This is a genomic window from Microbacterium sulfonylureivorans (assembly GCF_003999995.1).
Lineage (GTDB): Bacteria > Actinomycetota > Actinomycetes > Actinomycetales > Microbacteriaceae > Microbacterium > Microbacterium sulfonylureivorans.
In genome coordinates, this window is sequence record NZ_RJAD01000001.1 from 1,527,247 (window position 1) to 1,545,158 (window position 17,912).

At 71.3% G+C, this 17,912-nt stretch carries 19 protein-coding genes; 7 read left to right on the forward strand and 12 right to left on the reverse strand.

The window, feature by feature from the left end:
- The first annotated feature begins 10 nt into the window (after nucleotides 1–10).
- Both EER34_RS06760 and EER34_RS06765 read left to right on the forward strand, forming a co-directional pair.
- The gene (locus EER34_RS06760; protein WP_127473738.1) at nucleotides 11–1,270 is read left to right on the forward strand and encodes a family 4 glycosyl hydrolase; all 1,260 of its coding nucleotides are present in this window, start codon (nucleotides 11–13) and stop codon (nucleotides 1,268–1,270) included.
- Nucleotides 1,267–2,247, forward strand: a complete 981-nt coding sequence (locus tag EER34_RS06765) for an N-acetylglucosamine kinase (protein ID WP_240642161.1) — start codon at nucleotides 1,267–1,269, stop codon at nucleotides 2,245–2,247. The genes EER34_RS06760 and EER34_RS06765 overlap by 4 nt, the downstream gene beginning before the upstream one ends.
- Before the next feature lie 20 nt (nucleotides 2,248–2,267).
- On the opposite strand, the gene EER34_RS06770 is transcribed toward EER34_RS06765, so the two are convergent.
- On the reverse strand, nucleotides 2,268–2,987 hold the full coding sequence (locus EER34_RS06770) for a class I SAM-dependent methyltransferase (RefSeq protein WP_127473740.1): 720 nt from the start codon (nucleotides 2,985–2,987) through the stop codon (nucleotides 2,268–2,270).
- Nucleotides 2,988–3,121: 134 nt separating this feature from the next.
- On the opposite strand from EER34_RS06770, the gene EER34_RS06775 reads away from it, so the two are divergent.
- The 4 genes from EER34_RS06775 (at nucleotide 3,122) to arfB (ending at nucleotide 5,245) form a co-directional block, all read left to right on the forward strand.
- Nucleotides 3,122–3,742: an N-acetyltransferase gene (locus EER34_RS06775; RefSeq protein ID WP_240642162.1), complete on the forward strand. Its 621-nt coding sequence runs from the start codon at nucleotides 3,122–3,124 to the stop codon at nucleotides 3,740–3,742.
- Nucleotides 3,743–3,804: 62 nt separating this feature from the next.
- A complete protein-coding gene (locus EER34_RS06780; RefSeq protein WP_127473741.1) occupies nucleotides 3,805–4,278 on the forward strand; it encodes a GNAT family N-acetyltransferase in 474 nt (157 codons plus the stop codon).
- A 29-nt stretch (nucleotides 4,279–4,307) separates the two neighbouring features.
- On the forward strand, nucleotides 4,308–4,745 hold the full coding sequence (locus EER34_RS06785; protein ID WP_127473742.1) for a VOC family protein: 438 nt from the start codon (nucleotides 4,308–4,310) through the stop codon (nucleotides 4,743–4,745).
- 62 nt (nucleotides 4,746–4,807) lie between these two features.
- Entirely contained in the window at nucleotides 4,808–5,245 is a 438-nt protein-coding gene (arfB, locus tag EER34_RS06790; RefSeq protein WP_127473743.1) for an alternative ribosome rescue aminoacyl-tRNA hydrolase ArfB, read from the forward strand.
- 42 nt (nucleotides 5,246–5,287) lie between these two features.
- On the opposite strand, the gene EER34_RS06795 is transcribed toward arfB, so the two are convergent.
- From EER34_RS06795 to EER34_RS06840, 10 genes are all read right to left on the reverse strand, one after another.
- Complete coding sequence (locus EER34_RS06795) at nucleotides 5,288–6,637, reverse strand: D-alanyl-D-alanine carboxypeptidase family protein (RefSeq protein ID WP_127473744.1); 1,350 nt, start codon at nucleotides 6,635–6,637, stop codon at nucleotides 5,288–5,290.
- 211 nt (nucleotides 6,638–6,848) lie between these two features.
- Nucleotides 6,849–7,400: a 2'-5' RNA ligase family protein gene (locus EER34_RS06800; RefSeq protein ID WP_127473745.1), complete on the reverse strand. Its 552-nt coding sequence runs from the start codon at nucleotides 7,398–7,400 to the stop codon at nucleotides 6,849–6,851.
- Entirely contained in the window at nucleotides 7,397–7,600 is a 204-nt protein-coding gene (locus tag EER34_RS06805) for a hypothetical protein (protein ID WP_127473746.1), read from the reverse strand. Before EER34_RS06805 ends, EER34_RS06800 begins: the two co-directional genes overlap by 4 nt.
- Nucleotides 7,601–7,610: 10 nt before the next feature.
- Nucleotides 7,611–8,432 (reverse strand): MBL fold metallo-hydrolase, encoded by an 822-nt coding sequence (locus EER34_RS06810; protein WP_127473747.1) that lies wholly within the window; start codon nucleotides 8,430–8,432, stop codon nucleotides 7,611–7,613.
- Between the two features lie 64 nt (nucleotides 8,433–8,496).
- Nucleotides 8,497–9,369 (reverse strand): siderophore-interacting protein, encoded by an 873-nt coding sequence (locus EER34_RS06815; RefSeq protein WP_127473748.1) that lies wholly within the window; start codon nucleotides 9,367–9,369, stop codon nucleotides 8,497–8,499.
- Between the two features lie 36 nt (nucleotides 9,370–9,405).
- Nucleotides 9,406–10,254: an energy-coupling factor transporter transmembrane component T gene (locus EER34_RS06820; RefSeq protein WP_127473749.1), complete on the reverse strand. Its 849-nt coding sequence runs from the start codon at nucleotides 10,252–10,254 to the stop codon at nucleotides 9,406–9,408.
- A complete protein-coding gene (locus EER34_RS06825) occupies nucleotides 10,251–12,023 on the reverse strand; it encodes an ABC transporter ATP-binding protein (protein WP_127473750.1) in 1,773 nt (590 codons plus the stop codon). Before EER34_RS06825 ends, EER34_RS06820 begins: the two co-directional genes overlap by 4 nt.
- A 64-nt stretch (nucleotides 12,024–12,087) precedes the next feature.
- Entirely contained in the window at nucleotides 12,088–12,639 is a 552-nt protein-coding gene (locus EER34_RS06830; protein ID WP_127473751.1) for an ECF transporter S component, read from the reverse strand.
- 50 nt (nucleotides 12,640–12,689) lie between these two features.
- Entirely contained in the window at nucleotides 12,690–13,676 is a 987-nt protein-coding gene (locus tag EER34_RS06835; protein WP_127473752.1) for a pirin family protein, read from the reverse strand.
- Between the two features lie 10 nt (nucleotides 13,677–13,686).
- Nucleotides 13,687–14,007 (reverse strand): GNAT family N-acetyltransferase, encoded by a 321-nt coding sequence (locus EER34_RS06840; protein ID WP_127473753.1) that lies wholly within the window; start codon nucleotides 14,005–14,007, stop codon nucleotides 13,687–13,689.
- Between the two features lie 136 nt (nucleotides 14,008–14,143).
- On the opposite strand from EER34_RS06840, the gene EER34_RS06845 reads away from it, so the two are divergent.
- Nucleotides 14,144–16,684, forward strand: a complete 2,541-nt coding sequence (locus tag EER34_RS06845) for a DEAD/DEAH box helicase (RefSeq protein WP_127473754.1) — start codon at nucleotides 14,144–14,146, stop codon at nucleotides 16,682–16,684.
- A gap of 353 nt (nucleotides 16,685–17,037) precedes the next feature.
- On the opposite strand, the gene EER34_RS06850 is transcribed toward EER34_RS06845, so the two are convergent.
- The gene (locus tag EER34_RS06850) at nucleotides 17,038–17,910 is read right to left on the reverse strand and encodes an SDR family oxidoreductase (RefSeq protein ID WP_127473755.1); all 873 of its coding nucleotides are present in this window, start codon (nucleotides 17,908–17,910) and stop codon (nucleotides 17,038–17,040) included.
- Between the last annotated feature and the right edge of the window lie 2 nt (nucleotides 17,911–17,912).

The window sequence follows — 17,912 nt, forward strand, 5'->3', positions numbered from 1 at the left end:
GAGGACTCGGATGAAGCTCGCCATCGTCGGCGGAGGCTCGACGTACACGCCGGAGCTGATCGACGGATTCGCTCGCTACCGCGACGTGCTGCCGCTGGAGGAGATCGCGCTCGTCGACCCGGATCCGCACCGCCTCGAGCTCGTCGGGGGCATGGCCCGCCGGATGCTCGCGCGGGCCGGGCACGCCGCGCGCATCGTCACGACGAGCGACGTGCGCGAGGGCGTCGAGGGCTCCGATGCCGTGCTGCTGCAGCTGCGGGTCGGAGGTCAGGACGCACGGCAGGCCGACGAGACCTGGCCGCACGAAGTGCACTGCATCGGACAGGAGACGACGGGGCCGGGTGGGCTCGCGAAGGCGCTGCGAACGGTGCCGGTGGCGCTGGGCATCGCCGAGGTTGTGCGCGCTCACGCCGCTCCGGGAGCGTGGATCGTCGACTTCACGAACCCGGTCGGGATCGTCACGCGCGCGCTGCTGCAGGCCGGGCACCGCGCCGTCGGCCTGTGCAACGTCGCGATCGGGTTCCAGCGCCGCTTCGCCGCGATCGCCGGCGTTCAGCCCGACGATGTGTCGCTCGGACACGTCGGCCTCAATCACCTCACGTGGGAGCGGAGCGTCACGGTCGCGGGGCGCGACATCCTCCCCGGGCTGCTGATCGATCGTCTCGGTGACCTCGCCCATGACGTCCACCTCGCCCCGTCGCTGCTGGCGCAGCTCGGCGCGGTGCCGTCGTACTACCTCCGCTACTTCTACGCGCACGACGAGGTGCTCGCCGAGCAGCTGGCAGAGCCTTCGCGCGCAGAGGCGGTGCGGGCGATCGAGAACGAGCTCCTGGGGCTCTACGCCGACTCCTCCGTCGACGAGAAGCCCGAGGCGCTGGAGCGCCGCGGCGGAGCCTTCTACTCCGAGGCCGCCATCGAGCTGCTCGCGCAGATCCAGGGCGCCGGAGGACCGTCGCGGGTCGTGAACCTGCGCAACGACGGCGTGCTGCCGTTCCTCCCCGACGACCACGTGATCGAAGTGCCGGCCCGGTTCGCCGACGGGGCGTTCGTCGCCGAGCCGGTCGCTCCGCTCGACGACGACATCCGGGGCCTGGTCGCCGCCGTCGCCGGCTACGAGCGACTCGCCCTCGACGCCGCGGTGCACGGAGGCCGCGACCGCGTCGTGCGGGCTATGCGCGCGCACCCCCTCGTGCTGCAGCACGACCGCGCCCAGAAGCTCACCGACCTCCTCCTCGCCGAGAACCGGGACCTCCTCGAGTGGGCATCGTGACCGAGCTCATCGTCGCCGTCGACGGTGGAGGGACGAAGACGGATGCCGTCGCCCTGACTCTCGACGGGGAGGTCGTCGCCCGTCGACGCGGCCCGGGAAGCAGTCCGCACTTCGAGGGTCTCGCCCGCTCGGTCGAGATCGTCGACGCCATCGTTCGCGACGTCGCCGGCGGTGAGGCGATCGGGCAGGTCGACCTGTACCTGTCGGGTCTCGACCTCCCCGTCGAGATCGAGCGGTACCGGGCGGCCGTGTCGGGCCTCTCGTGGGCGCAGCGCGGACTCGTGATCGACAACGACCTGTTCGCCCTGCTGCGTGCCGGGACGGACGAAGCGGATGCCGCAGCGGTCGTCTGCGGCAGCGGCATCAACGCCGTCGGAGTGCGGGCCGACGGAGCGACGGTGCGGTTCCCGTCTCTCGGGCCGCTGTCCGGCGATTGGGGCGGGGGCTCCGGCCTGGGTGCGGAGGCGCTGTGGCTCGCCGCCCGCGATGTCGACGGCCGTGGTGAGCGGACCGCACTGACCCCGGCGATCTGCGAAGCGCTCGGGGTCGGATCGGTCGCGGAGCTCATCGAGCAGCTGCACTTCGGGGAGCGTGACGACGCCGACCTGTTCGCGCTCGCCCCCGTCGTGTTCTCCGCGGCGGCCGCCGGTGACGCGGTGGCCCGCGGGCTGGTCGACCGGCAGGCGGACGAGATCGTCGCCTTCGTGCGCGCCATCGTCGCGCGGCTCGGGCTGGACCGGGTCGCATTCCCGGTGGTCCTGGGCGGAAGCATCCTGCAGGCGGGTCATGCGATGCTCGACGACCGCATCGTCGCGGGTATCGCGCGGGTCGCGCCGCGCGCGCGGATCGTGCTGCCAGCGGCGGCGCCGATCCTCGGGGCGGCGATCGCTGCCGCCCTGCATGCCGGAGCTTCGGCGGATGCGGTCTCGCGGGTGCGGCACGAGCTCACCGGCAGGGTCGCCGCCGCGGGTGTGTGATTCGCGCCGCGTCCACTCGCCTACCCGCGGCGCGGGCCGGGTGCCTCGAGAACGAAGAAGATGAACGACAGGAACGCCGTCGTCTCGCCGCGGCGGATGCGCGGCGTGAGGAGCTCTGCGGGAGTGTCCGGCGACGGAGCCGGCTCGTCGACCACGGCGATGTCGAATCCCGCCGCGGTGAAGGCATCCGTCATCGCGTGGAGTGGCCGGTGCCAGAAGGTCAACATCGCCTCCTCGCCGGCGAACCGGTACTCCTCCGAGTACGGCCTCGTGGCGAAGTAGTCCTCGTCCGGGTGGGTGAAGACCCGAACGAGCGGGTGATTGACCGACAGGATGAGTCGCCCTCCGGGTTTGAGCACCCTGCGCAGCTCGGCGAGCGGGCCGGCCCAGTCTTCCAGATAGTGCAGCACGAGCGATGCGACGACGTCGTCGAACGCGTCGTCCTCGAACGGCAGCGGCTCGGCGAGATCGGCGACGGACACCGGCACATCGTCGCCCAGCCTCCGGCGGGCGAGCTCGACCATCGCGGGGCTGCCGTCGAATGCGGTCAGGGCGGCGCCCCGGGTGCGCAGCGCCGCCGACAGCGGCCCGGATCCGCACCCGGCATCGAGGATGCGCCGGCCCCTCACGTCACCCGCCAGGGCGATCATCGCGGGTCGCTCGTAGTACTCGTTGAGCAGGCTCGAGGCATTCTCGGCGTCGTAGCTGACGGCGAACGCGTCGTAGTGATCGGCTCTCATCCGGTTCCCTCATCTCAGGCGCGGCGATGTCTGGGGAACGCTACATCACTCGATCGAGGAGCTCCGGCACGCGCTGGCCTGTCGAGAGTCGGAGGGGGTCGGCAGACTGGCAGCACCGACGCGAGGAGTCCGCGATGACCGATGAAGACGCTCCGACCGGCGTGAGCGTGACGACGTCGCACGTCATCAAGCCGCTCACCCCCGAGACCTTCCCGGCGTGGCTGGCGCTCGCTCAGAAGCACAACGGGGTCTGGGGCGGATGCTTCTGCTCGTACTTCCACGGCGACACCGAGCACACCGTCAAGGACGACTACGACAGGGCGACGTTCAAGCAGCGGCTCGTGACGGAGGGGGTCGCGCACGCCGCACTCGTCTTCGACGGCGACGACGCGATCGCGTGGTGCGAGTACGGGAGTCCGATCGAGCTGCCGAACATCTACCACCGCAAGCAGTACGACGCGGGGGAGACCCAGCCGGCGCCGTGGCGCATCACGTGCTTCTTCGTCGACCGCGACCATCGCCGTTCGGGAGTGGCGCGGGAGGCGCTGGACGGCGCGCTCGAGCTGATCGCCGGTGCCGGCGGAGGCGAGGTGGTCTCGTTCCCCAACGAGCTCGTGCCCGGCAAGAAGACGTCTTCGTCGTTCCTCCACAACGGCACGAGGGCGATGTTCGAGAAGGCGGGATTCACGTTCGAGCGGCACATCGGCAAGAGCAAGACGGTGATGCGCAAGACGGTCCCGCCGGCTCGCGGCTGACGCGAGGATGTACCGGCGGAGCGGCTGGGACGGGTCGCTCCCCGGCGGGTACCATCGCCGGTATGTCCGAGCTTGCCGCGGAAGCCGCTGTGCGCCGTGCGGGTCCGGGCGATGCCCACGAGGTCGCCCGGCTGCTGCACGACTTCAACACGGAGTTCGACACGGCGACTCCCGGCCCGGTCGTGCTGACCGCGCGCCTGGAGTCGCTGCTGGCCGGCCCCGGCACGGTCGCCTACCTGACCGGCGAGCCGGCTGTCGGCGTCGCGCTCATCACCCTCCGCAGCAACGTCTGGTACGACGGGCCTGTGGCGCTCCTCGATGAGCTGTACGTCGCTCCTGCGCACCGTGGGCGGGGCCTCGGGACGGCGATCATCCTCCGACTGTTCCAGGACGCTGTCGACTTCGGCGTCTCCGCGATCGAGATCAACGTCGATGAGGAGGATGTCGACGCGCAGCGCTTCTACGAACGGCACGGTTTCGCCGGCACCGATCCCGAAACCGGAGACCGCGCCTTCTACTACCTCCGCGAACTCTGATCGTCGGACCGGCTCGGTAGCATGCCTCCATGCCCATCAAGCTGGAGAACGTCGCCATCGCCGTCCGCGACCTCGAGGCGACGATCGCCTTCTTCACCGACCTCGGGCTCACGGTCCTCGGTCGCGACACCGTCAGCGGCGAATGGGCCGACACCGCCGTCGGTCTCGACGGGAACCACGCCAAGATCGCAATGCTGCAGACGCCCGACGGCAACGGCCGCCTCGAGCTCTTCGAGTACATCCATCCCGATGCGATCGAGACGGATCCCACTCTCCCGAACGAGATCGGCATGCACCGAGTCGCGTTCTCCGTCGACGACATCGATGAAGCCCTGGCCATCGCCGCGCGGCACGGCTGCCATCCGCTGCGTGGTGTCGCGACCTATGAGGACGTCTACAAGCTCACGTACGTCCGCGGTCCGAGCGGCATCATCGTGATGTTCGCCGAGGAGCTCAGGAAGAGCTGACCCGCGATCATCGTGGTCAGCCCCCTGCGAGCGCACACGGAACGGGGGAGGATGATGGATCCATGCCTGCCGTCCATCGTCCCGGCCTCCGGGTCGACTCGGGAATCACGATCCCCGAGTCCGAGCTCTCGTGGCGGTTCTCGCGATCGTCCGGGCCCGGCGGTCAGGGCGTGAACACCGCCGATTCGCGGGCTGAACTCGCGTGGGACGCCGCGTCCTCGGCCGTGCTCTCACCGATCCAGCGCGAGCGGCTCCTCGAGCGGCTGAGCGGTCGCCTCGTTGACGGAGTGCTGACGATCGCGGCATCCGAGCACCGCGAACAGCTGAGGAACAGAGACGCCGCGCGGGCCCGGCTCGCTGCCGTTGTGGCGGATGCGCTGAGACCGCCCTCCCCCTCGCGACGGCCCACGGTACCCAGCCGTGGGGCCAAGGAGCGGCGTCTGAAGGCGAAGAAGCAGCGCACCGATGTGAAGCGGCTGCGGCGACCGCCGCACGACTGATCCCGCAGAGCACGGTGGTCTTCCGCAGGGCGACAAGGAGGGCTAGGGGGTCCCGAGTTCGGAGGGATGGGTGAGCCGCCACCACGCTGTCGGTGCGGCGATGCTCCCCTGGATCTCGATGTCGGCGGTCGCCGTGTGCGGGCCGGCCGTCCAGGTCACGGTCCCGATCACTTCGCCGTCCTCGTAAGCAGCCGGCGTGGCCGTCTTCATCGTCACGGTGATGGGGGTGTCGGACCACGTGAATATCGACGCTCTCTCGCTCACGACCATCTCCGCGCTCGAGCCCCAGGGGGTCGTGTACGAGCCGAGCCGCTGACCCCGTTCGGCCAGCGGCACCTCGTGGAAGCCGGCGCGGACGCCGTCCAGCAGCGTGAGGACGTCACGATTCACGGACTCGCGGGAGGATGCGCCGAGCACCACGCCGATCACGCCGAGCGGCTCGGCGGCACCGACGTCGAGTGAGGCCGAATACAGAAGGTTGTAGCGGCCCGCGCCCAGGTTGCCGGTCTTGAGCCCCGTGATCCCACCGCTGCCCAGCAGGACGTTGGTGTTCGACATGGCACCCGGACCCGGCAGACCCAGCGACGGCGTCGCGACGATCCTCGCGATCGTCGGCTCGGCGGCGGCGAGCTTTCCGATCGTGATGAGGTCGCGGGCCGTGCTCGTGTTCAGCGGGCTGATGCCCGTGGGCTCGACGATGGTGGTGCCGGTGAGCCCGTGGGCGGCGAGCCACTCGCGCGTCGCGCCGAGAAATGCCCACTGCGATCCGAATGCCCAGGTCGACACGGCCTCGGCGTAGTTGCTGGCCGACGGGATCAGCATCGTCGAGAGGGCATCATGCTGCGACATCGCGCTGCCGGTGGGCATCTCGGCGATCGTGGCGCCCATGACGTAGTACTTGTCGTAGAGGTCGTGATCGGCCTTGCTGAACGTGATCGTGGGCCCCGGATCGGTGGCGTTCGCAAGTGGTCTCGCGTCGAGGATGACGAGCGCCGTGATCAGCTTGGTGATGCTGGCGAGGGGGAGGGGCTCGTCCGTTCCGCTCGACGTCCAGATCTCGTCGGCGGTCGCACCGAGGTACGGGTCGGCGCCGGAGACGCTGATCGCCGAGGCATCCGCTTGCGGGAGGGGAAGGGCGGCTGCGGTGGTGGTAGGGATCGCGGGCTCGTGCGACGACTCGACGGGTGCGGCGATCGGAGCGGTCAGCGCCCAGCCCGAGTAGCCGCCGACCACCGCGAGTACGACGGCCGTCACGATCGCGGTGATCATGAGACCCCGCCGCCGGCGGGCGCGCCGGATCTTCGGGGTGCGGCGAGGGGAGAACTCGCGTTCGTCGCTCATGAGCTCTGCGAGCTCGGTGAGCTCATCGGGCGAGTCCTGTTGCGTCGTCATCGTGCGGCGCCCTCGCCGAGTGCGATGCGACGGAATGCGGTGAAGCCGCGCGCGGTGCGCCGCAGGGTCGACGGACCGGTGACACCACGCATGCCGCCACACTCTCATGACGGGGTGCTCGGAAGAGGTGATTACGGCCAGCTGTGGAGAAACCGGAGGGAACCCGGCGGACGGCGCGGGCGATGTCGGGGAGGAGGAGTCCCGTTCCCGGTCAGCCCGGCGCGGTCGCCGAAGCGATGCCGTCGTTCGGATGGCGGGCGTATGCCATGACCCTCGCGGTCGAGCCGCGCAGTCCCGCGAGGGCGATGCCGGTGGCAGCCCACATGTCTCCCTCGGCGACCCGGGTGGACGGACGGAGCGTGACATGCGGGCGGTAGCCGTCACGCCAATAGCCGGGCGCGTCGGCGACGAATCCCGGCAATGACTCGATCCGGTCGGCGAGGCCGTGGTGCAGAGCAACGATCGCGGTGGATCGAACGAGCTGCACGGGGATGTTCCGATCGGGCCCGAAGAGGGCGCCGCCGGCGAACTCCACGAGGAGCGGTCCCGCGGGCCGGCACGCGCGCAGCACGGCGTCGATGAGGCACGCGACGGGCACGTCCAGGGCGAAGTTCGACGCGAGCGTCACGTGCTCGGGCCACGCGCTCCGATCGAATGTCGTCCCGACCGCAAGGGGCTCGAACAGAGCGACGACGACCCACCGGGCGCCGGCCGACGGTCGAGTATCGCCGGCCCCCGGCGCCGAGTCGGAGTCGCGGGTCACTGCACTCTGCGGCGTCGCCGGGCGATCGCGATGCCGATCAGAACGAGCCCCACCACGAGGACGATCGGACCGACGATCGCCCACAGGGGCGAGCCGCTCATCACCGAACCCCGAAGCACATCGAGACCTTGCAGCGTCCACACCAGACCGACGGCGCTCAGAATGATGCCGGGCACGAGGAACGGCCAGATTCGCTTCACGGGCCTCACCCTAGTTCGACGTCTCGTCGTCCGTCATCTGGGCGAGCCGCTGAACCTGCCAGTCGTGCACGTCGGTCAGCCACTCGAGCGGCGCCGACGGACCGATGCGCGGGTCGTCGGGTTCGTCGCCGTCGCGGAGGGCCTCCACATACGCGCGATCCAGGTCGATGCGTGAGCGCAGCTGCGCGCCGTCGCCGACGGAGCCGTGACCGGGGATGACGGCATCCACATCGCCGGCCACCCCGTCGAACAGCCGCAGCGCCGCCAGGTAGTCGTCGATCGGGTTCTCGGCCCGAAGGTCGAGGAACGGCATCAGGATGTCGGAGAGCATGTCGCCGGCGACGAGGACGCCGCTCTCCTCGACCAGCAGCGCCGCATGGCCCGGCGCGTGGGCCCGATGCTCGAGGATCCGGACCCGGGGCCCGTCCCACGGCACCTGCACCGCTCCGGCCGGCAGGCCGGTGATCTGGCCGAGCAGCTCCATGGGGATCTCGTCGGCGTGCTCCGGCGGCAGCCCGTCGGCGACGAGGTCCCTCCAGTCCGCGTGCGAGAACAGCTCGTCCATCGCGGCCGCACAGGGGGCCGTGCCGTAACGGGGCGCGTCGCCGAACCTCGCGTGCCACAGCACGTGGTCCCAATCGGGATGCGTCGAGAAGCCGGCGACGACGGTCAGGTTCCGCTCGCGCAGGTCGTCGGCAAGGTCCGCCAGCTCGTCGCGGGTGATCCCAGGGTCGATGAGCAGGACGCCGGTGCGGCCCTCCACGACCACGGAATTGCTCTGGATGAACGCGCTCTCGTGGACGAGAACGCCCTCCGCGACCTGCTTCAGCATGTGACGTCCCTCCGTCGACGAGCCAGCGCGGCGCACGTCAGCAGGTACGCCGTCGTGACGCGGCTCATGCGCGGGCCTCCGCGGTCGCCTGCGACTTCGGGGTGGGGGACGCCGCCCCCACACGCCAGTAGCCGCAGAAGCTGACGAGATCCTTCGAGACGCCGCGCTCGGCGACGAGGTGGCGCCGCGCCTCGGTCGGGAGCGCCTGCTCGCCCACGATGTAGGCGTGGAACGGGTCATCCGGCAGCGACGCCTCGCGCAGCGCCTGCAGCGCGAGAGCTCCCGGCTTGACGTCGGGGTCGCGGACGATCCAGCGCACGGTGATGCCGGCGGGATGCTCGAACTCGAGGGCGTCCTCGGCCGACGGCACCTCGACGATCGCGAGACCCGAGGTGTGCGACGGAAGCGAGGCGCACACCGCGGCGACCGCGGGGAGCCCGGTCTCGTCGGCGACGAGCACGACCCGGTCGGTGCCGCGCTCCGGATTGAACGCGAGCCCCTCGTCGATGAGCACGACGCTCTCGCCCGAGGCGCACGTCTCTGCCCACCGGGACGCCGGACCCGCTGTGCCGTCTTCGGCCGAGCCGTGGAGGACGAAGTCCACGTCGAGCTCGGCATCCGACTCCGCCGTCGCCGGACGGAACGCGCGCACCGAGTAGTTGCGCATCACGGGACGGACGCCGTCGGGGATCCGCAGGTACTTCAGGTAGCCGAACAGCTTGTTCGCCTTCGCGGGCAGCCGGTCGAGCCCCTCGTCGCCGCCCAGTGGCAGGAAGATGCGGAACCACTGGTCGAATCCCATCGGACGGAACGCGTCGATCTCACCTCCGCCGAGGGTGACGCGCATCCAGTGAGGCGCGATCCGCTCGCGGCGCAGGACGGTCAGGTGCACGAGTCCCTGGGTCTCGGGCTTCACGAGTCTGCTGGCGAGGGCCATCGATTTCTCCGTCGGTCGATCGGTTCGGGGCGCGGACTAGGCAAGGCCCCACGGGAAGAAGATCCAGAAGACGACGGCCGAGACCGTCAGAAACAGCACGATGAACACCACGTCGCGCACCCGGAACGGCACGATGTGCCGCTCGGTGCGGTCGGGGTGGGCGCCGAACGCGCGGGCGTCCATCGCGAGGGCGACGCGCTCGGCGTGACGGATCGCGCCGGCCATGAGCGGCACGATGTAGCCGAACCAGCGCGCGATCGCCGCGAAGGGACCGCGTCCGCCGTGGGCGCCGCGCACGCGGTGCGCCTGACGGATGACCTCGAGCTCGTGCCCGAACCGCGGCACGAACCGGAACGCCGCGAGGGCGGTGTAGCCGATGCGGTACGGCACGCGCAGCTGCTGCACGGTCGACCGCACGAGGTCGGGGCCGGTCGTCGACAGGCCCACGATGAGCGTCAGGGCGACGATCGCGGCGATGCGCAGGCCGGTGGCGAGACCGATCGCGAGGGCTCCGCCGTACAGGGTCCACGAGCCGATCTGCCACACGATCACGGACTGGTCGACGCGCGAGGCATCCGTCCACAGCGAGAAGCCGATGCCGATGATCGCCGCCGCGATCGGCAGCGCGACCAGGATCGCGATGAGGCGCCGCGTGAAGCTCACGCCGATCAGCAGGACGACGTAGCTCAGCAGGAGGAACGCGAGCGGGGTCGCGGCATCCCGCACGAACACCAGCAGCACCATCGCGGGAAGCGGCGCGGCGAGCTTCGCGAGCGGGTTGATCCCGTAAAGGAACCGCATCGGCGACGCCGGGACGCGCGGGGCGTACGGGTCGGCCGTCGAATGCAGGCCCTGTGCCGCCGTGATGGGGCCGGTCGCGGTCATGCCGATCCTCCGACGCCGTCGGGAAGATCGGCGAGGCGCGCGACACCCGAGAGCTCGGGATGCCCCTCCATGCCGTGCAGCGCTCGCCGGAGCGGCGGCAGCCGCAGGCCGGCGCGCTCGATCAGCTCGGTGTCGCCGAACACCTCGGGAGTCGGTCCGGCGGCGAGCACGCGTCCGTCCGCGAGGACGATCGTGCGATGCGTGTACTCGGTCACGAGCTGCATGTCGTGGGTGACGACGACGACGGTGGTGCCCTCGGCGTTCAGCTCGCCCAGCAGCTTCAGCAGCTCGTCGGCGCGGGCGCGATCCTGCCCGAACGTCGGCTCGTCGAGCACCAGCACCGGTGCGCCGGCGACGAGAGCGGTGCCTACCGAGAGGCGCCGCTTCTGCCCGCCCGACAGCAGGAACGGATGGGCGCCGGCCCTGCTGTCGAGCCCGAAGCGCTCGAGCAGGGCGACGGTGCGGATTCGGACTTCATCGTCGGACAGGTGCTGCCGCCGAAGGCCGTGCGCGATCTCGTCGAACACCGTGTGCGCGATGAACTGGTGCTCGGGGTTCTGGAACACGAAACCGATCCGCGACGACAGCGTGCGGGCGTCGGAGCGTCCGACGTCGAGTCCCCCGACGTGCACGCTGCCCTTCGGCGGCGGCACGACGCCCGCGAGCGCCTGGATGAGGGTCGTCTTGCCTGCGCCGTTGGCGCCGACGACCGCGACGAACTCGCCCTCGGCGATGTCGAGGTCGATGCCGTGCAGCACCTCGGTCCGCCCGCGGCGGAGGGTGAGGCCGCGCACCGTGATGAGGGGAGCGGATGCCTCGGCCCGGGAGGATGCGTCGCGCGGCGCTCGCTCGACCACTGAAGGGGGCGCGGCAGGGAGCCCCTCGAGGGCCGCGCGCAGTTCGTCGGGCGTGAGGGGCAGCGGATCGAGGGCGTACCCGGCGCGGCGGAGGCGCAGCGCGGCGATCGCCGAGACCGGCAGCCACACGCCCATCGCGTGGAGCTCGTCGGCGCGGCGGCGCAGCACGTCGTCGACGGTGCCGTCGGCGGCCAGCCGGCCGTCCTGGTCGAGCACCACGACGCGGTCGACGAAGCCGACGGCGGCGTCGAGATTGTGCTCGACGAGCAGGATCGCACGGTCGCCCGACGAGACGAGCTCGGCGAGGGCGGCGTACACCTCCTCGATCCCGCGCGGGTCGAGGTTCGCGGTCGGCTCGTCGAGCACGAGCAGCGGCGAGCCCATCGCGAGGGCGCACGCGATGGCGAGACGCTGTCGCCCGCCGCCCGACAGCCGGTCGGGATTCTCGGAGCGACGCTCCCACAGCCCGACGCGGCGCAGCGCGGCCTCGGCGCGCGCGAGCACCTCGGCCACCGGCATCCGGAGGTTCTCGGGGCCGAAGGCCACCTCGTCGAGCAGGGTTCCCGTCACGAGCTGTGCGTCGGGATCCTGGAACACCATCGCGACCCGCGTGCTGAGCTCGGCGACCGTCGTCGCGACGGTGTCGACTCCGGCGACCTCGACCGTGCCGTCGACGTCAGCGGGGACCGCGTGCGGGATCAGCCCGTTCAGCGCGAGCGTGAGCGTGGACTTGCCCGACCCGCTCGGCCCGAGCAGCAGCACGACCTCGCCCGCGGCGATGTCGAAGGTGACGGATGCCGGAGCCGCCGTCGTCTCGCCGTCATGCGTGATCGCCAGATCGCGGACCCTCACCAGGGGCACGCCGGCTTCCGCCGCGAGCGCGGCGGAAGGGTCGCGCTCGGGTGCGGTCACGGGGCTTCCTGGCTGGAGTGAGCTAAGTGTCTCCTAACTTAGCCGACCCTAACCGAGGCCGCGCTCAGTGCGCTCGACGCCGCGGGACGCCGGCCCGACGCAGAGCACGGCCGATTGCGAGACCGACGGCCGTCCACAGCACCGGGCCGATGACGAACAGCGCGACGTAGACGATCTGCGCCCACAGCGGGAATCGCGCTGCGTCGGCGGCGAACCAGATCGCCGCCGCGATGACGACGCCGATGATCACCGCCGAGAGGAAGAACCGCCACGGCTCCCATCTGCGGTAGCGGGATGCCGCGGCGATGAGCTCCTGCAGGCCGCCGATGAGCAGTGCGGTTCCGACGTAGCGGCCGATCCACACCGGAACGACGGCGCTCGCGACGAGGGCCGCGATGAGGTGGGTGATCAGCGCGACCCAGGGCGCGCGCAGCAGCTCCTGCGCGATGACGCCGGGGAGGACGTGGACGCCGAGCACGAGTCCGTACAGGATCGGCACCGCGGCGGAGACAGGCGCGCTGATCGCGCCGGCACCGGCCTGAAGCACGCCCGCGGCGACGCCGATCGCCGCGCACGTGAGCAGAACGCTCGTCGAGAGTCGGGAAGCGGCAGCCACCTGCCAAGAGTACTGTCCGCGCGGACGCGTCCCGCCCGTGGTCCGGGTCGTCAGAGCCGCCGGCGACGCCGTGTGAGGCGTACCGCAGGCAGTGGCGGCGCCGGGATCCGCTCGTCGCCGTGATCCACGACCCGGCCGAACCTCTCGCCGCCCGCTTCCCACGCGTCGCGCGCCTCGACGATGTCCTCGTGCGTGCGGCCCACGAAGTTCCACCACATCACGATGTCGTCCTCGAAGGGCTCGCCACCGAGGAGGAACAGTGTCGCGCCGGATTCGCTGGAGACCTCCACGCCCTCTCGGCCGATCCCGAGGTACAGCAGATGCTCACTGTCCACGGCGGTCGCGGCATCCGGCCCCGTGTGAACGGCCAGATCGCCATCGATCCCGACGACGGCGTGCTCCCACGCCGGATCGAGCGGCAGGCGCAATCGCGATCCGGCGGACACGCGGATCTCGGCACCCACGATCGGGGTGTAGGTCGTGGCGGGCGATGAGACGCCGGCGAAGTCGCCGAGCACGACGGCCGCCGCCCCCGGTGGACCAGACACGGAGGGCAGCTCCACCACCGGCAGCTCCGGATGCTGCTCGAACGCCGGAGCGCCGTGCCGACGCGACTCGGGCAGGGCGACCCACAGCTGCAGGGCGTCGAGGGGCGCGGCATCCTCGCCCACCGAGTACTCGGAGTGCGAGATGCCCGCGCCGCTCGTCATGAGGTTGAGCGCACCGCGGCGCACCGTGACGTCGCTGCCGACCGAGTCGCGGTGGCGCACGTCTCCGGCGAACGGCCAGGTCACTGTCTGCAGCCCGATGTGCGGATGCGGCTCGACGCGCATGCGCGCGACCTGCGGCCCGAACCGGTCGAGGAAGCACCAGGCCCCGACGAGCGGAAGGTCGCGCTGGGGCAGAGCGCGCCGCACCGACATCGCCCGGACGCCGCCCAGGGGAACCTCGCGGGCCTCGAGCAGCAGAGCGCGAGGTCCGTCGCAGTCGGCGGATGCCTCGGTCGCGACCGCGTCGTCGGTGTCGAGCCTCGTCATCGCGGACCCGTCACTCGGGGCGGGCGTGAGACGGCCACTCGACCGTCAGGCCGGGCACGTCGTTCTCGTGGAGGTACTTCGCCACCACCGGGCAGTGCGGCACGACGGTCTCGCCCCGGCGGGCCGAGTCCGCCATCGCCTCGGCCACGACCTTCTGGGCGAGGCCGCGGCCGCGGAAGGCCGGGTCGACCTCGGTGTGGGGATAGAGGTAGCGCCCGAGCCGATCCACCCTGAACTGGGTGAATCCTGCGAGGATGTCGCCCACGTGGATCTCGTAGCGGCGGTCCTCGTCGTTGCGCACGACGGTGATCTCATCTGTGGAGGCGGGCATCGGCATCCTTTCGTCGTCATTGTCAACGTAGGCGCCGGTGCAGGTGTTCCGCCAGCGCGGGTCCGGCGAGGCTCACGGCCTGGGTGAACGACATCGAAGGCGGGGCCGCTCGCCGTCGGCCTGGCAGACTCGGGGCATGCCCCTCTCCCTCCTCGACGCCGTGCCGCGCGGCGCCGACGACGACACCGCCTATCTCGGGTTCGTCGAGTGGGCGGAGGATCGCGGGCTGACGCTGTATCCCGCGCAGGACGAGGCGGTCATCGAGATCGTCTCGGGGTCGAACGTCGTCCTGTCCACCCCGACCGGCACGGGCAAGTCGCTCGTCGCCGTCGCGGCCCACGCCGCCGCGCTCTCGCGAGGGGGGCGTTCCTACTACACGGCGCCGATCAAAGCCCTCGTGAGCGAGAAGTTCTTCGCCCTCGTCGACATCTTCGGGGCGGCGAACGTGGGCATGGTCACCGGCGACTCGTCGGTCAACCCCGAGGCCCCCATCATCTGCTGCACGGCCGAGATCCTGGCGAACCTCGCGCTGCGCCAGGGAGCCGATGCGGCCGTCGACCAGGTCGTGATGGACGAGTTCCACTACTACGGCGACCCCGACCGCGGCTGGGCCTGGCAGGTCCCGCTGCTGCTGCTCCCGCGTGCGCAGTTCATCCTGATGTCGGCGACCCTGGGCGACGTCACCGCGATCGCCGACGACCTGTCCCGGCGCACCGGCCGCCCGACGGCGCGCATCACCGGCGTCGAGCGCCCGGTGCCGCTGCACTTCTCCTACGCGCGCACGCCCGTGCACGAGACCGTCGAGGACCTCCTGCACACCGGGCAGTCCCCGGTGTACATCGTGCACTTCTCCCAGGCGGCCGCGATGGAGCGGGCGCAGGCGCTGTCGAGCACCCGCGTCGTCAGCCGCGAGCAGCGCGACGCCATCGCCGAGGCGATCGGCGGATTCCGGTTCACGACCGCCTTCGGCAAGACCCTGTCGCGCTATGTGCGCGCCGGGATCGGCGTGCACCACGCCGGCATGCTCCCCCGCTACCGGCGTCTCGTGGAGACCCTCGCGCAGCGCGGGCTGCTGCGGGTGATCTGCGGCACCGACACACTCGGCGTGGGGATCAACGTGCCGATCCGCACGGTCATGGTCACCGCGCTCGCCAAGTACGACGGACAGCGGATGCGGCAGCTCAGCGCCCGCGAGTTCCACCAGGTAGCCGGCCGCGCAGGCCGGGCCGGCTACGACACCGCGGGGACGGTCGTCGTGATGGCGCCGGACCACGAGATCGAGAACACCGCCGCGGTCGCCAAGGCCGGAGACGACCCGAAGAAGCTCAAGAAGGTCGTGCGCAAGAAGGCGCCGCAGGGCTTCGTCAACTGGAGCGAGTCCACCTTCGAGAGGCTCGTGGATGCCGAGCCCGAGCCGCTCGTGCCGCAGCTGCAGCTCACCGCGGCGATGCTCATCAACGTCATCGCGCGCGGCGGCGACGTGTTCGCCAACGTGCGCTCGCTGGTGCGCGACAACCACGAGCCCCGCGCCCGGCAGTTCGAGCTCGCCCGGCGGGCGCTCGCCATCTTCCGCACGCTGCTCGCCGCCGACGTGGTCGAGATCCTGCCCGGCGGCGGCATCCGGCTCACCGTCGATCTGCAGCCGAACTTCGCGCTCAACCAGCCCCTGTCGCCGTTCGCGCTCGCCGCGATCGGCCTCTTCGACCCCGAGGTCGAGCTGCGCCACGGTGCGGCGGCCGCCGGAGCGCCCGGAACCGCCGGCACCGGCCACTACGCGCTCGACGTCGTCAGCGTGATCGAGGCGACGCTAGACGACCCGCGCCCCGTGCTGTCGCAGCAGCAGTTCCTCGCCCGCGGCGAGGCCGTCGCCGCGATGAAGCGCGACGGAATCGAGTACGACGAGCGCATGGAGCTGCTCGAGGGCGTCACGTATCCGAAGCCTCTGGAGGAGCTGCTCGCGCAGTCGTACGAGGTGTTCGCGTCGAGCCAGCCGTGGATCCGCGACTTCGAGCTGTCGCCCAAATCGGTCGTGCGCGACATGTTCGAGCGCGCCCTGTCGTTCGCCGAGCTCATCAACCACTACCAGCTCGCCCGCAGCGAGGGACTGGTGCTGCGCTACCTCAGCGACGCCTACCGCGCGATCCGCCAGACCGTGCCGACCGAGGCGCAGACCCCGGACCTGCTCGACCTCGTCGCATGGCTCGGCGAGCTCGTGCGCCAGGTCGACTCGAGCCTCGTCGACGAGTGGGAGGCGCTGATCAACCCGGTCGACGACCCCACGGCGCCCGTGGTGCCGCCCGCGCCGCCGTCGGTGCTCACGAACCGCCGGGCGTTCCTCGTGCTCGTGCGCAACGAGCTCTTCCGCCGCGTGCAGCTGGCGGCCCTGCAGCGCGACGACGACCTCGTCGCCCTGGATCCGGACGTCGACTGGCCGGCCGCCCTCGACGCGTACTTCGACGAGCACGACGAGCTCCGCACGGGCGGACCGGCGAGGTCGCCGCGGCTCGTGACGATCGACGAGACGGATGCCGAGGCATCCGGTCTCTGGAAGGTGGAGCAGACGATCGACGATCCCGCGGGCGACCACGACTGGCGCATCCGCGGGGTCGTCGACCTCGCCGCGTCCGAGGAGGAGGGCACCGCCGTGGTGCGGATCACCGAGGTCGTGCGGCTGTAGCCGCGTGCCCGGCGGCGAGCGCCGGGGTTGCGCGGGCCGGGCGGCGAGCGGGCGCCATGTGCGATGACTCCGCCTGGTTTCCCCCGGGCCGGCGGGCCCGTGCGGAAACACGCCGATTGTCCCCACCGGGGCGCGGCGCAGGCGGAGTCATGGCACAGGGGTGCGGCGGCGACGCCGGAGCCGGTCCGCTGGACCCGGGGCCGCGGCATCCGATCACCGCAGGGACGACCCGGGGCTGCGGCATCCGATCACCGCAGGGACGACCCGGGGCTGCGGCATCCGATCACCGCAGGGACGACCCGGGGCTGCGGCATCCCGCTCACCGCAGGGACACCTCGGGCCGGGGCAACCGGTCAGGCGAGCCCGAGCCCTCCGTCGCTGCTGAGGACCTGCCCGACGACCCAGGCGCCGTCCGGCGTCGACAGCCACGCGATGAGCCGCGCGGGGTCGTCGGGGTGGCCGAATCGTCCGAACGGCGTCGCGCGCACGAGTTCGGTGAGCTCCTCGAGCGGCCGGTCGGTCGTCTCCGGGTCGAGGTAGCCCGTGTTGACCGGCCCGGGGTCGATCGTGTTGAGGATGATGCCGAGGTCGAGCAGCTCGGCGGCGACCGTCTTGGTGATGCCGGCGAGCGCGGCCTTGCTCGTGGCGTAGGCGACCTCGCCGCGCATCGGGCCGTGGATCTGGCCGGAGGTCATCCAGAACACGCGCCCGACCGGCTCGGCGAAGGGCTCGGTGCGCCCGGTGCGCTCGCCCGGCCGTGCGCCGGGAGCGGGCGAGCCGTGCAACGCGGCGAACTCCCGGGTCAGCAGCAGGGTCGACCGCGTGTTCGCCGCCCAGAAGCCGTCGAGCCGCTCGGCCGTCATGTCGAGGATCGACCCGTCTCCGCCGCTCTGCGCGTGGTTGCAGACGAGGATGTCCAGTCGGCCGGTGAGTCCGCGAGCGGCATCGACCAGGCGCGAGATCTCGGCGGCGTCGCGGAGGTCGGCGCTCAGATCGCCGAGGGATGCCTCGGGCGTCAGCGCTTCGCGCAGCCCCGCGCGGACTGCGTCGAGATCGTCTCCGCCCCACGGCTGATCGGCATCGTGGGGACTGTAGTGGTGGATGAACACGCTCGCACCGAGGCGGGCGAGCTTCGAGGCGACGGCGAAGCCGATGCCGCGGCGGCGGGAGACGCCGGTGACGAGGGCGGTCTTCCCGTGAAAAGGGAGGGGAGCCGAGGAGAACATGC

Bases quoted from the DNA above. Each gene is read 5' to 3' on its own strand.
- EER34_RS06775 (WP_240642162.1), top strand. From the start codon at position 3,122: ATGACCGATGAAGACGCTCCGACCGGCGTGAGCGTGACGACGTCGCAC.
- EER34_RS06785 (WP_127473742.1), top strand. From the start codon at position 4,308: ATGCCCATCAAGCTGGAGAACGTCGCCATCGCCGTCCGCGACCTCGAG.
- EER34_RS06760 (WP_127473738.1), top strand. From the start codon at position 11: ATGAAGCTCGCCATCGTCGGCGGAGGCTCGACGTACACGCCGGAGCTG.
- EER34_RS06815 (WP_127473748.1), bottom strand. From the start codon at position 9,369: ATGGCCCTCGCCAGCAGACTCGTGAAGCCCGAGACCCAGGGACTCGTG.
- EER34_RS06850 (WP_127473755.1), bottom strand. From the start codon at position 17,910: ATGTTCTCCTCGGCTCCCCTCCCTTTTCACGGGAAGACCGCCCTCGTC.
- EER34_RS06840 (WP_127473753.1), bottom strand. From the start codon at position 14,007: ATGCCCGCCTCCACAGATGAGATCACCGTCGTGCGCAACGACGAGGAC.
- EER34_RS06835 (WP_127473752.1), bottom strand. From the start codon at position 13,676: ATGACGAGGCTCGACACCGACGACGCGGTCGCGACCGAGGCATCCGCC.
- arfB (WP_127473743.1), top strand. From the start codon at position 4,808: ATGCCTGCCGTCCATCGTCCCGGCCTCCGGGTCGACTCGGGAATCACG.
- EER34_RS06780 (WP_127473741.1), top strand. From the start codon at position 3,805: ATGTCCGAGCTTGCCGCGGAAGCCGCTGTGCGCCGTGCGGGTCCGGGC.
- EER34_RS06770 (WP_127473740.1), bottom strand. From the start codon at position 2,987: ATGAGAGCCGATCACTACGACGCGTTCGCCGTCAGCTACGACGCCGAG.
- EER34_RS06820 (WP_127473749.1), bottom strand. From the start codon at position 10,254: ATGACCGCGACCGGCCCCATCACGGCGGCACAGGGCCTGCATTCGACG.
- EER34_RS06845 (WP_127473754.1), top strand. From the start codon at position 14,144: ATGCCCCTCTCCCTCCTCGACGCCGTGCCGCGCGGCGCCGACGACGAC.
- EER34_RS06810 (WP_127473747.1), bottom strand. From the start codon at position 8,432: ATGCTGAAGCAGGTCGCGGAGGGCGTTCTCGTCCACGAGAGCGCGTTC.
- EER34_RS06795 (WP_127473744.1), bottom strand. From the start codon at position 6,637: ATGACGACGCAACAGGACTCGCCCGATGAGCTCACCGAGCTCGCAGAG.